Origin of the sequence: Capillibacterium thermochitinicola (assembly GCF_013664685.1) — a bacterium.
In the GTDB taxonomy this organism is placed as follows: domain Bacteria; phylum Bacillota; class UBA4882; order UBA10575; family UBA10575; genus Capillibacterium; species Capillibacterium thermochitinicola.
In genome coordinates this window covers 158,802-172,051 of the sequence record NZ_JAAKDE010000012.1, presented here as the reverse complement: position 1 = coordinate 172,051, position 13,250 = coordinate 158,802, and the positions used below count along the sequence as shown (strand labels likewise).

General features: G+C 52.3%; 7 protein-coding genes and 2 tRNA genes. 2 read left to right on the top strand and 7 right to left on the bottom strand.

All coding sequences use genetic code 11. From position 1 onward, the window contains the following. Positions 1-268: 268 nt before the first annotated feature. From G5B42_RS06755 to G5B42_RS06725, 7 genes are all read right to left on the bottom strand, one after another. Positions 269-360, bottom strand: a tRNA-Ser gene (locus G5B42_RS06755). A gap of 20 nt (positions 361-380) precedes the next feature. Next, positions 381-468 (bottom strand) — tRNA-Ser (locus G5B42_RS06750). Positions 469-583: 115 nt separating this feature from the next. After that, positions 584-1,855: a serine--tRNA ligase gene (serS, locus tag G5B42_RS06745; RefSeq protein WP_181339687.1), complete on the bottom strand. Its 1,272-nt coding sequence runs from the start codon at positions 1,853-1,855 to the stop codon at positions 584-586. A gap of 318 nt (positions 1,856-2,173) precedes the next feature. Continuing rightward, positions 2,174-5,692 (bottom strand): pyruvate:ferredoxin (flavodoxin) oxidoreductase, encoded by a 3,519-nt coding sequence (gene nifJ / locus G5B42_RS06740; RefSeq protein WP_181339686.1) that lies wholly within the window; start codon positions 5,690-5,692, stop codon positions 2,174-2,176. A 361-nt stretch (positions 5,693-6,053) separates the two neighbouring features. Continuing rightward, positions 6,054-8,336 (bottom strand): hypothetical protein, encoded by a 2,283-nt coding sequence (locus tag G5B42_RS06735; RefSeq protein ID WP_181339685.1) that lies wholly within the window; start codon positions 8,334-8,336, stop codon positions 6,054-6,056. 21 nt (positions 8,337-8,357) lie between these two features. Continuing rightward, positions 8,358-9,758 (bottom strand): dipeptidase PepV, encoded by a 1,401-nt coding sequence (gene pepV / locus G5B42_RS06730; protein ID WP_181339684.1) that lies wholly within the window; start codon positions 9,756-9,758, stop codon positions 8,358-8,360. Between the two features lie 95 nt (positions 9,759-9,853). After that, entirely contained in the window at positions 9,854-10,858 is a 1,005-nt protein-coding gene (locus tag G5B42_RS06725) for a hypothetical protein (RefSeq protein ID WP_181339683.1), read from the bottom strand. Positions 10,859-11,058: 200 nt separating this feature from the next. On the opposite strand from G5B42_RS06725, the gene G5B42_RS06720 reads away from it, so the two are divergent. Together G5B42_RS06720 and gcvT are read left to right on the top strand one after the other, a co-directional pair. Then, complete coding sequence (locus tag G5B42_RS06720) at positions 11,059-12,114, top strand: CapA family protein (RefSeq protein WP_181339682.1); 1,056 nt, start codon at positions 11,059-11,061, stop codon at positions 12,112-12,114. 38 nt (positions 12,115-12,152) lie between these two features. Further along, positions 12,153-13,250 (top strand): glycine cleavage system aminomethyltransferase GcvT, encoded by a 1,098-nt coding sequence (gene gcvT / locus G5B42_RS06715; protein WP_181339681.1) that lies wholly within the window; start codon positions 12,153-12,155, stop codon positions 13,248-13,250.

Sequence of the window (13,250 nt, the reverse complement as noted above, 5' to 3'; positions counted from 1 at the left end):
TTGACGTCGTCCGGACTTATCACTTCTTTGTAAAGCAACAAGCCCTTACCTTCTCTTACCTGTCTTGGCTGTTTAGTTTTCAGGGTTCAGTCGTTTCCTCTCCTCCCAGGATTGTCCTCCGCTCCCGGAAGGCGAATTTTATCTTATCATATTTTTGCGGCTTTGTCTATAGCTTTTTTGTGTTAAAATTTTACCAGGCTAATTTCTGTCTTCATTGTATAATAAGCGCAAGAAAAAACAGCTTAAAGCTGTTTTTAATTTTTAATAATGGCGGAGAGAGAGGGATTCGAACCCTCGCTAGGATTGCTCCTACTAACGGTTTAGCAAACCGTCCCCTTCAGCCAACTTGGGTATCTCTCCGTAAATTTTAAGCGTTCGACTGGCGGAGGAGGTAGGATTCGAACCCACGAGGCCTTTCGGCCTAACGGTTTTCAAGACCGCCTCCTTAAACCACTCGGACACTCCTCCATCGCGAAGTATATTTTAGCATGAGATAAACAATAAGTCAACATTATATGCACGCGAAATCTTCCGTGTCAAGGAAGGTAAGATTTCCCGGTTGCCCGCCGGCAGGGGTCAGAAGCTATTTAATGGTCTTTACTCCTCCCATGTAAGGAACCAGAACATCCGGTACGGCAATTGAACCATCCGCCTGTTGATAGTTTTCAACGATCGCCGCCACCGTCCGTCCGATGGCCAGACCCGAACCGTTCAAAGTATGGACAAATTCGGGTTTCGCCTCCGGCTCCCGCCGGAAACGGATGTTGGCCCGCCGGGCCTGGAAATCGCCGAAATTCGAACAAGAAGATATTTCGCGGTACTGACCGAAACTGGGCAGCCAGACTTCAAGGTCATAACATTTACTGGCCGCAAAGCCCATATCGCCGCTGGACAATAAAACAACACGGTAAGGGAGGTTCAGGAGTTGCAATACTTTCTCGGCATCCTGCACTAAACTTTCATGCTCCCGGGCCGAATCTTCCGGTTTCGTCAGTTTTACCAACTCGACCTTGTTAAACTGGTGTTGACGGATTAACCCTCTGGTATCCCGCCCGGCCGAACCGGCTTCGGCCCGGAAACAAGCGCTATAAGCCACGTATTTTATGGGCAGGCGCTCCGCGGCCAAAATCTCTTCCCGGTGCAGATTGGTCACGGGAACTTCCGCCGTGGGAATTAAGTAGTAATCCCCGGGGCTGACTTTAAACATGTCTTCCGCAAACTTCGGCAGCTGACCCGTTCCCACCATGCACGCACTGTTTACCAAAAAAGGCGGGAAGATTTCAGTGTAGCCATGTTCGTTAACATGCAAATCCAGCATGAAATTGACTAAAGCCCGCTCCAACCGGGCACCTAGCCCTTTAAGGACCGTAAACCGGGCCCCGCTGATCTTGGCACCTTGCTCAAAATCGAACAGGTTTAGGCTTTCCCCGAGTTCCCAATGGGGTTTTGGTTCAAAAGAAAAGGAACGCGGTTCGCCCCACCGCCGAATTTCAACATTGGCTTGGTCGTCAGTCCCGACCGGAACATCCTCTTGCGGCAAATTGGGCAGTGTATAAAGGATCCGATTGATTTTTTCCTCAAGACTTCCGACGATCCCGTCCAGTTGTTTTATCTCTTCATTAACCTCTTTCATCTCGTTGATTAAGTTCGTGGCGTCTACGTTGGCCGCTTTCAGCCGTCCCACTTCTTTTGAGACCACATTCCGTTTGTTCTTAAGCGCTTCCACTTTGGCCAAATTATCACGCCGCTCCTCGTCCAAGCGCAGCAGTTCATCGACCAGTGCGGCGGCACCCCGTTTGTTCAAGCCCGCTCTTACTTGGTCGGGGTTATTGCGGATTAACTTCAGATCAAGCATCTTGCGTGTTCTCCCTTCCCCTATTGCGATTTAAGCTTTTCCCGTTGCCTCCAGGTCGTAAAAACTGAAAAACCGGGTAATCAACGGCCGTAAAAGTGTTAAAATATTAAACCTTCATGATGAAGCACCGGACAACGCAAAAAGCCTATCTTTTCAATATATATAATATATCCTTTTTCGCCATGGCAAACAATACCTTTGCCTAAACTTGTCGCTTTTGTTTCTTTTCTTCTAACCCCGGCCGTCCCATTCCATACGAAAAGAAACTCACCCGTTCAGGGTGAGTTTCTTTTTAACCATACATAAAGGTTATTTGTTTTAGTTTTGAGCCATCCGTTTGTACATCTCGTAACGGAGTTTTGCCTCTTTTTCCGCTTGGGTGAAAAGGTCTTCCGCTTTGTCCGGGTACAGCTTTTGCAGAGATGCATAACGGACTTGACCCATGAGGAAATCACGGAAGCTGGCGGTCGGTTCTTTCGAATCAAGGATGAAGGGGTTCTTCCCTTCCAAAGCCAGTTCCGGATTGTACCGGTATAATGGCCAGTAACCCGCTTCAACCGCCATTTGCCCTTCCCGCTGGCTCTTACTCATGTTAATCCCATGGTTAATGCAAGGGGCGTAGGCAATGATCAAGGAGGGGCCTTGATACCGTTCCGCTTCCACGATGGCCTTCAGGGTTTGGTTCTTGTTGGCACCCATCGAAATCGAGGCCACATAGACATAACCGTAGGACATGGCCATCAGGCCCAGATCCTTCTTCTTCACCTGCTTCCCGGCCGCCGCAAATTTCGCAATCGCACCGGTCATGGTCGCTTTCGACGACTGACCACCAGTATTGGAGTATACTTCAGTGTCAAGGACCAGGATATTAACATCTTCACCGGAGGCTAAGACGTGATCCAATCCACCGTAACCAATGTCATAGGCCCAACCGTCACCACCAATGATCCAAATAGATTTCTTGGTGTAGAGGTCCTTCATCCCGGCAATCGCCGTCAGTACCTCTTTCATCTCGCCACCCGCTTGGGCGACGGCGGAATCGATCAAGGCCTTAATCTTGTCGCCGGCTTTCCGGGAAGCCTCCGCATTGTCCTTCCCTTCCAGCCACTCGGTAAACGCCGTCTTCAGCTCACCCTCCAAGCCTAAAGCTAAGGCTTGGTTCATCAGATCGGCCAGTTTTTCCCGGCGTTGCCGTACGGCCAAGCTCATCCCATAGCCATACTCGGCGTTATCCTCGAACAGTGAGTTCGCCCAGGCCGGTCCATGCCCTTTTTCATTGACGGTATAAGGACAAGTCGGTGCGCTCCCACCATAGATCGAAGAACACCCGGTAGCATTGGCAATCAACATCCGGTCCCCAAAGAGTTGGGTTACCAGTTTAACATAGGGCGTCTCGCCGCAACCGGCACAAGCGCCGGAGAACTCAAAGAGTGGTTGCAGGAACTGGCTTCCTTTCACCGTCTCGCGGTTAATCTCCACCTCCGGCTTGGGCAGAGACTCGGCAAACTTATAGTTGGCCACTTCAACATCGACAACCTCTTCCAAGGGCACCATCTTAATGGGCGTCCCTTTCGCCGGACAAATATCCACGCAGTTACCGCAGCCGGTGCAATCCAAGGGCGATACCTGCATCCGGAACTGGTAACCGTCCAGTTCTTTGCCGATTGCTTTCTTCGTCGCAAAGGTTGCCGGAGCGTTCGCCAGGTCTTCCTCTTTCGCTAGATAAGGACGGATACAGGCGTGCGGACAGACAAAGGCGCACTGGTTGCATTGGATACAATCATCCGGGTTCCATTGCGGGATGGTAACGGCAATACCGCGTTTCTCATACTTGGTGGTCCCCACCGGCACCGTACCGTCGGCCGCAAAAGCACTGACCGGAAGCTTGTCGCCCTCAAGGCGGAGAATGGGCCGGATAACGTTCTGGACATATTCGGGAACTTCTTCTTCAACAATTTGGGCCCCGGTGGTATCAGTTGCCCAGGATTCGGGATATTTGATCTCTTCCAAAGCCTCAAGGGCCCGGTCGACCGCCTGAATGTTCATGTTAACGACCTTATCGCCTTTCCGGCCGTAAGTTTTCTTAATGGCTGCTTTAATATAGGCCACCGCGTCTTCGACCGGAATAACCTTGGCGATCTTGAAGAAAGCGGCTTGCATGACCATGTTAATCCGCCCGCCGAGACCGACTTCCCTGGCGATCTTGACCGCGTCGATATTATAGAATTTCAGCTTCTTCTTGGCAATGGTCTGCTTCATCGCCGCCGGAAGTTTTTCGTTCATCTCTTCCGCAGTCCACGGCGAGTTCAGCAAGAAGCTGCCGCCTTCTTTAATCCCGTCCAAGATATCGTACCTGGTCACATAGGAAGGATTATGGCAGGCGATAAAGTCGGCCTGGTCGATCAAGTACGGGGACTTAATCGGCGATTTTCCAAACCTTAAGTGGGAAATGGTGATCCCGCCGGATTTTTTGGAGTCATACACAAAATATCCTTGGGCGTACATATCGGTGTTGTCACCGATAATCTTAATCGAGTTCTTATTGGCACCAACCGTTCCGTCGGAGCCCAAGCCGAAGAATTTACAACGGTGCAAACCTTCCGGTGACGTATCGATATATTCTTTAACCTCCAATGATGTATGGGTTACATCATCGGTAATCCCGACGGTAAAGAAGTTCTTCGGTTCAGCCGCCGCCAAATTGTCGAAGACCGCTTTCACCATCGAGGGTGTAAATTCTTTCGAACCTAAACCGTACCGGCCACCAACGATCACCGGGGTCATCCGTTTTTCCATGAAAGCGGCACAGACATCAAGGTATAAAGGTTCGCCTTTTGCGCCAGGCTCTTTCGTCCGGTCAAGTACGGCGATCCGCTGGACCGTCTTCGGCAGGACCGCAAAGAAATGCTCCGCCGAGAAGGGACGGTAGAGCCGGACTTTGATTAAACCGACCTTCTCGCCTTTCTTCACCAGATAATCAACGGTTTCTTCAACGGTCTCCGCCCCCGAACCCATGCAAACAATAACCCGTTCGGCATCGGGAGCCCCGACATAGTCAAAGGGTTTATAATAACGGCCGGTTAGTTTTCCTACTCTCTCCATAACCTCCGCCACAATATTCGGCGTAGCTAGATAGTAGGGATTGGCCGCTTCGCGGTTTTGGAAGTAAATATCCGGGTTTTGGGCCGTTCCTCTTTGCACCGGATGTTCCGGATTCAAAGCGCGTTTCCGGAAAGCTTCAACTTTATCCCAGTTAACCAAGGGTCTAATCTCATCGTAAGAAATCTCTTCGATCTTTTGGACTTCATGGGACGTCCGGAAACCGTCAAAGAAGTGTACAAAAGGAACTTGGGCTTCCAAAGTCGCAAGGTGCGCGACCAGCGCCATGTCCATTGCTTCCTGTACCGAATTGGAAGCAAGGAAAGCAAAACCGGTTTGCCTTGCCGCATTAATGTCACTGTGGTCGCCAAAGATCGAAAGGGCATGGGCTGCTAACGCCCGGGCCGAAACATGAAACACCGCCGGGAGTAACTCGCCGGAGATCTTGTACATGTTCGGAATCATCAGGAGTAGTCCCTGCGAAGCGGTGAAGGTACTGGTGAACGCGCCCGCCGCTAAGGAACCATGAACAGCACCCGCGGCACCCCCCTCGGATTGCATTTCGACCACCCGCACCCTCTGGCCAAACAGATTCTTACGTCCAGCGGCGCTCCACTCGTCGATCGCCTCCGCCATCGGCGAAGAGGGGGTAATAGGATAGATCGCAGCAACATCGCTAAATGCATATGCGATATGCGCCGCAGCGGTATTACCGTCAATTGTAACTTTTTTACCCACTGCCAAGCCTCCTTAAAATTTGTAATGTAAATTGCTGTTACATAGAGACAGATATTGAGGTGTGTAACGTGAAAGAGGACCAGAAAATTCCGGTCCCAAGTTAAGATCCCTTCCCTGGAATCAACTTGTCACACTAAAAGAATAACTTATTTTATAGGTGGGGGAAAGATGTTTAACGAAACGTTAACACTTAATTTTCCCGTCTTTAGCTGGTTATCCTTCCAATATTAATCTCTATCTAGCCGTTTTCGGCCACGAAAAAACCCTTTCTTGCCTGCCATTCCGGTAAACTTTCGTAAAAGTAAGCGCAACCTCAAAACAAAACACAAAAACTAATTGTAACAATCCATCTCGCAAACGACTACTTTTTATTACTCCGGAGGCGTGCTCCGTTGAAAAAAGTAAAAACGTTCCGGTAATACAGGGCCACATCTTTCGGTTCCTGCACCGCCAATTGATCCGCTAAAACCCGGATTTGTCGCTCATTGACAAGATAGTATTTCTCCTCCCCTGTTTCCCGGTAGAGCAGATCCAAGGCACTGGTGAAAAGGAGCCCTCCGGCGTTTTGGATCAACCCCAACTCCTCATCCCAGAAATGATCAAGGCTATAATCAACCGCCGCCCGGATCCCGGCCAGAACTTTCGGGTCGCCGGTAACCCGGTAGTAAGCGACCAAACTGTCGGTAACCAACCCCGTTTTATAAATAAAGTCCGCCGGCAAAGCCCCTTCCTGCTGTTGTTGCCAGTTTAAAACCAGATTAACCAGTTCCGCGGCGCTATCCAGGTAACGTTGTTGACCCGTCGCCTGGTAGGCCGTAAGCAACGCCGCGATCCCCGCACTGACGGTCCGGAGATCGGTAAATGTAACCCCGGGTTGCAGCGTTATGCGGTCGGCCATCCGCAGAGCCAGTTCATATCCGAACTGGTTATCCAGAAGATAATAGCCCAGGATCAACCCGGCATTGGCATAGTGGCGAAAATCTTCGACCGCGCCCACCTCTCCGGAACGGGGATCTTTCAGGTGTTCCAACCCCGGAAATGGACGGGGTTTGGCCGTTGGATTGACCAAATCCACGTCCTGTAAATGGGTCAAAGCCGCTTCCCCCAAGGCAAGGAAGGCCGGTTCCTCCGTTTGGAGGTAGGCACAAAGGAGTTGGTACGGTAGATCGTAGGCGTTATTGTTCCAATACTGACCCGCTTGCGCCCACGGGACGGCAAAGGCCACCGGTAGATCGCCATAGTTAAAGAAGCCCCAGTATTCCGGGTTAATTTCTTGTCCTTCGCTCAACGGCCCGAACAAGTTTAACAACTCCGCCCAGTTTTTTTCCTTAAGGAGTAAAGCCGTGGACTGGTGATCCGGTCCGAGCTCGGCAATCATCGCTTTATCGATTAACGGTTGGGCCAGGACCCCGGTCTGGTTCAACCAAGCGGCGGCCACGGTCGCCACCGGTGGCTTATTGGTAATGGCCGCAAGCTCCGGCAAGCGTTCGCGGTCGCGTGCTCCATAGAAAGACAAGGTCAAGTGGTGGGTTTTGGCGACCCCCGCCTCCCAAACCTGCCCTGCCGCAGCCAGCAGTTGGATCTTCATCTCCCCGGTGCCGCTCACCTGGAGCCCGTTTGGGTACTGCTGCCGGAAGGCTTTCACACCAATGGCCACTCCATTTTCCGCCCCGGTTAAGGCAATCCATCCGGCCGGCGCCTCCCCAAGGTTTGCCGGAAAGACACCGCCCCACCGGTTCCGGGTCGCCGACGCAACCTGAACCTCAGCCCAGTTATTACCGCGCAAGGCCGCCGTTTTGGGGGATTTTCCGTCAAGCCCTGCACTCGCCTCCAGCCGCTCTCCTTTTAAATTAAAGGTGGACCCGACCCAAGCCTCCTCCACGGTCACCGGTTGCCCGGTGGTGTTGATTAATCTTACCGCCAACCGGAGATAGGAGGTCTCGGCATAAACCACCAACCGGCAGTCGTATGTAAACACGCCGTCCTGCTCGGGAAGCGACAACGGCCCGGTTATCCGAAAAACCGCCCGCAGCGGCCCTTCTTCTTCCAGGGTAATCCGGGCCTCCGGAAGGTTGCTTATTGTATAGTCACCGGTGGTTGTCCTTAAACCCAATTGCCACGGGACACTCATCAACGGAGCATCCGGAAAGGATCCCTTCCCATTTGTGTCAAACCAGGCCTTTGCCACCAAAGGCTGGGCTGTACTCAGTTCCAGTTTCAAATAGTTGTTTTCCACCAAGTAGCCGGTGGTGGTTTTTTCCACCCGGACGGCGGACCGGGGTTGTACTCTTTTTTCTTCACCCGGCACCACCCGGTAAACAAGGGAATCATGGCGATTAATGGTCCCGAGAAACGTAATCCGCCACCACCTGGGAACCGTGGTTGCCGTTGGAGACGACAACAAAATTGCCTGACTGGGAACCTCCCGCCCCCATTGGTCTAAAACCCGTGGCGGGTTCAGAAAATTCTTATCGGCGGCCGGCACCGGTACCCCTACCGTGAGCGGGGTGTTTTTCCAATCGAGGCCCGCCCGTTCTTTGATGACCACCGGTATTTCCGCCGCTCCTTTATTGGCCTGTACCAACAGGCTACCGCCTAAACAGAGGAGGGCGATGAAGAAAAGCATCGTTCCCCGTTTACCCATTGCCCGATTCTCCTTATTTCCTCATTCTTCCTTCGCTAACGCGTAAAGGGCTTTTGCGTAGATCCGTGTGCATTTCATGAGGTCAGCTACGGCAATATATTCGTCTTTTTGGTGGGCCGTCTCCGGTTGCCCCGGAAAGCCGGGCCCGAAGGCCACCCCGTTGCCCAGCGCCACCGCATAGGTGCGCCCGCCGGTGGCCACCGGTTTTGACCAGTCGCCCGTCTCTTCCCGGTAGACCTGGAGTAACACCTGCACCAGGTGGTGATCAACGGGGAGATAATGGGGCGGCATGGTACTATACTCCGCAATCTTCAGTCCATAAGGGCGTAAGTGGTCAGCAATTTTCTCTTTCAAGGTTTCATGGTCGGCACTTTGGGGTGAACGGATGTCAACTTCCATCCGGATCTTTCCGGCCTCCGTACGCACCACGCCCAGATTAATCGTTAACGCGCCCGATACCTCATCCTGACAATTAATCCCCAAACCGCGGCCATCGGTCTGCCGCCCGATGCGTTCCCGGATAAATCGCACCGCCGCCCAGGCGGATCCTTCTCCTTCCAGCGGGGCCAAAGCTTGCGCCAGTTTCGTAACGGCATTATCCCCCAGTTCCGGGGTGCTGCCGTGGGCCGGGACTCCCTGCGCCCTGACCTTCAGGTGGTTTTGTTCCGGGAGGGCAAGCACTTCGATCCCGTCGATGCCTTGGGCTAAAAGCGCCGCTTTACCTTTTTCCAATCCTTCCTGGTCCGGAAAGGCCAAAACCGCCTCGGCCTCCTCGGGAACCACATTACGTCTGGTCCCGCCGGTAAAGGTCTTCAGAATAACCCCGGTACCGTCGGACGCGACTTCACTCTCGAACTTCAAGGCCATTTGGCCTTTTTCACTGTTAATCAAGGGGAAATAGGCATCCGGGGTGAACCCGTAATCCGGCTTTCTTTCGTGTTTAAAGTAATGTTCCATACAGCGCCAACCGCTCTCTTCATCACAACCGAAGATAATCCGGATCTTTTTCCCCAACTTGACGCCGCTCTCTTTTAAGGCCTTGAGTGCATACATGACGGCAACCGCCGGACCTTTGTCGTCAATCGCCCCGCGGCCGTAGATCTTTCCGTCGGCAACCGTTCCGGAAAAAGGGGAATAGCGCCAGCCTTCTCCGGCCGGGACCACATCCAAATGGACTAAAACGCCAACGGTCTTTTCGCCCGTACCGTACTCCAGATGCCCGGCGTAACCTGACAGGTTCTTTGCGGTAAACCCTTGTCTTTCCCCCCAGGCCAGCACATACTCCAGGGCACGCGCGATCTCCCGGCCAAAGGGGGCGTCCGCCCCGGCCGGTTCCGCTTTCACACTGGGAATTGCGATCAACTCTTGTAACGTTGAGATTATTTCCGGTTGTGCTTTTTCAATATGGTTTAAAAAATCCACGATCATTACCTCCTAATTTTACTCCTCGCCTTTCTTCTTTTTCCGCTTCGGATCCTTTACCTTTCCTAAATATATGTAAGATTATTATACCACCTTTAGCGCGCCGTTCCGGCCGTAATGTTTTCGAGATACCACCGTAAAAACCGGTAACCATTCTCGCGAATAAAACTTTCTTCCGTCGCCCACCCTTTATGCGCGACACTATATTGCCAAAACCATTTTTTGGCCTCTGTCTCCAGCGCGGCCACCATTGGTTCTTCCAGCGCGGTCAAAAAGATGACCGGCCGCCAAAACCCGTCTTTTCCCGGCGAATGGGGCATAATCCGTCCCATCATGAAACTGTCGGGTGGCGCAATAATCCCACCCAGGGCCACCGGAACCTCATCCCCTCGGAATAAATCATTAAACCGCACCTGACCGTCCTTCTCCGCGAAGGTCACCTGAAAGATCCCGAACCGGCTGGCGGCCAGACACTCAAGGAAAGTTCGTTCTTCTCCTCCCAAATCACGGTTTCTCTCCAAGTAAAGGGTGATAATACTTTTCCCTTCCGGTAAGACCCGGTCACAAGTGGTAAAGAGCAACAGCTCAAGTAACAAATCAAATGATAGCGCCGCCTTCTCCCAAAGAATGAACTCTTCGAAAACCGTGGCCACATAATTCATCCATTCTTCAGAGTGTTGGGTGAAGACAATCAATTCATGAAAGGCTTTGGCGGCCTTTTCCGAAGGGAAAAAACGATGCAACTTCACCAGATTGTCCCCCTGGCGCGCTGTCCCCGCCAAGGTGCGGAGGATCTCTACTCCCCGGTTATGGATACTGGTGGGGGAAACACCAAAAGCCGCCGCCAACCGCGGCCCCGTTAATGATTCATACCCACCCTGCAACCCCAGCGTGTAAAGGACCGCCGCCGCCCACAGGCGCGTATTGGCAAAGGACGGCTGGGTCCTGGATTCAATCCGTTTAAGATAGCGTAACCAGATTGCTTTGGCCTGTTGATATTTATCTTCTGAAAAATCGTGCTCCCGTAACCAAGAAAGGATTAACTTTAAAACCCTTCCCTGTGGAGCCGTCAATTGTTCTTCCTGGTTGGCCTCCTTCACCTGTTTCCCTCCGATCCATCCACGGTCTCTAGTCTATTTCCCCCTTTTGGGACTCTACTCCTGCCGAAAACAAAATTTCGCCACCCGCTTTTTCTTCCAGCGAACAATGGAAAAGGGATAATCTGCTGTCATCTTAGTAGGCTTAATGATATAATAATGGAAGATATTATTTATTATTATTGTCAAAGGGAGGTCCAGCGGTGCGCGCCAACTTAACCTTTGTTTGTCGTCCTTACGCGGTCCTTTTTACCCTTTTGTTATGTTTAATCCTGGTCGTCTCGGTCTTCGGACAAAACCCCGAAACAGAGGTGGTTCTTACTTTAGCCGGCGATCTTTATCTGGGGGGCCCGCTGGAAAAAATCCTTTTCTCCGATCCCGTTTATCCATTTCGTTATTTGCAAACCTTCTGTCAGGAAAGTGATCTTTTCTTTGCCAATCTGGAAACACCCATTTCCACCCGGGGTGAAGTTTACGTGGAAAAAACCTTCACCTTCCGCTGTGCGCCCCCGGTGGTAAAAACCCTTAAAGCGGGTAACCTAAACGTGGTTTCCCTGGCCAACAACCACATTATGGATTATGGCCCGGAAGCGCTGGCCGAAACCATTGCCCTCTTGGAACAACATAATATTGCCCATACCGGCGCCGGCCCCAACCTGGCCGCTGCCCGCACCCCCGCCATCCTTGAAAAAAACGGGATCAGAATAGCCTTTCTTGCTTATAACAATACTTTGCCTTTAGAGTTTAACGCCACCGCCACCCGGGCGGGAACCGCCCCCGGTGATTCCCGCTATCTTACCGTGGACGTCAAAAAAGCCCGTGAACTCGCCGATATTGTGGTTGTCTCTTTCCACTGGAGCGCCGAACTGCTAAAAGAACGTAAAGCTTATCAAGCCGATTTGGCCAAAGTTGCCATTAACGCCGGCGCCCACCTGGTGGTAGGGCATCATCCCCACGTCATTCAAGGGGTCGAAGTTTACAAACACGGTTTGATTGCCTATAGTCTTGGTAATTTTATCTTTGCCTCCTACAGCAGAAAGGTGCAGGACGGTTTAATTCTCCAAGTCCGTTTGACGCCTTCCGGCATAAAAGAGGCCGCTTTTTATCCGATTAACATCAATAATTATCAGGTCCATTTTCAACCGCAGCCTTATACCGGGGCCGACGCGGAACGCGTTTTGCAGGAATTACAGGCTCTCTCCGCTCCGTTTAATACGACCTTTCAGATCCTATCAGACCGTGCCGTGCTGCACTTTTAACTCGATATCTCCAAAATTAAATAAAGGAGCGATTTACTTTGGCACCAAGCCCAGAAAAGAAAACCCCGCTTTACGAAAGCTGTTTACAAGCGGGTGCCCGCTTTACCGAGTTTGCGGGCTGGCAGATGCCTCTGCAGTTCGCCGGGATCCTGCAAGAAGTCCACGCCGTCCGCAACCACGCCGGGTTGTTTGACGTCTCCCATATGGGCGAATTATTGGTTGCCGGTCCGGAAGCCCTGTCTTTTTTAGACCGGATGCTAACCAATAATGTGGCTACGGTCGACAGCGGTCAAGTCATCTATACCTTTCTTTGCAACCCGGAAGGCGGGACCATCGACGACCTTTTAGTCTACCGCATCGGACAACAAGAGTTTTTGCTGGTGGTCAACGCCATTAATACCGAAACGGTCTTTTCCTTCCTGCAATCCCAGGCCACCGGTTATGAAATAGAACTCCGGGACTACTCCCCACTCTTTGCGCTCCTGGCCCTCCAAGGCCCCGCCGCAGCCGCTATCCTCACCCGGCTTTTTCCGGATGTCCTTCCTTTAAAAACTTACCGGTTCAAGAAGCTTTTGTGGCAAAACGAAGAACTGATCATCTCCCGCACCGGCTATACCGGTGAGGATGGCTTTGAGATATTTATCCCGCCGACCCTGGCCGCGACCCTTTGGGCGGATCTCCTCCGTGCCGGTGAGAAGGACGGTTTAGTCCCGGCCGGTCTAGGCGCCCGGGATTTGCTCAGACTGGAGGCGGGTTTACCGCTTTACGGCCATGAACTTTCCACCACAATCTCCCCGGTCCAAGCCGGGTTGGAACGGTTTATCGCCTGGGAGAAGCCGGATTTTTGTGGCCGTTCACCTTTGCTGCGGGAAAAGAACGATCCCAACACTCCGCGGCGGATTGGCCTCATCGCCGACCGCTCTGCCATCCCCCGTCCGGGGATGACTGTCTACTGGGATCAACAGCCGATCGGGCAGATTACTTCCGGGTCCTATTCGCCAACCCTGGAGAAAGCGCTGGGGATGGCTTTGGTGCATCCGGTTCCACCGCCCGGTACCCCGTTGTCACTGGCGATGCGTGGTACTTTCCGTCCCGCCGAATGCGTTCAACTACCGTTTTATAAGAGAAAGAGGTGA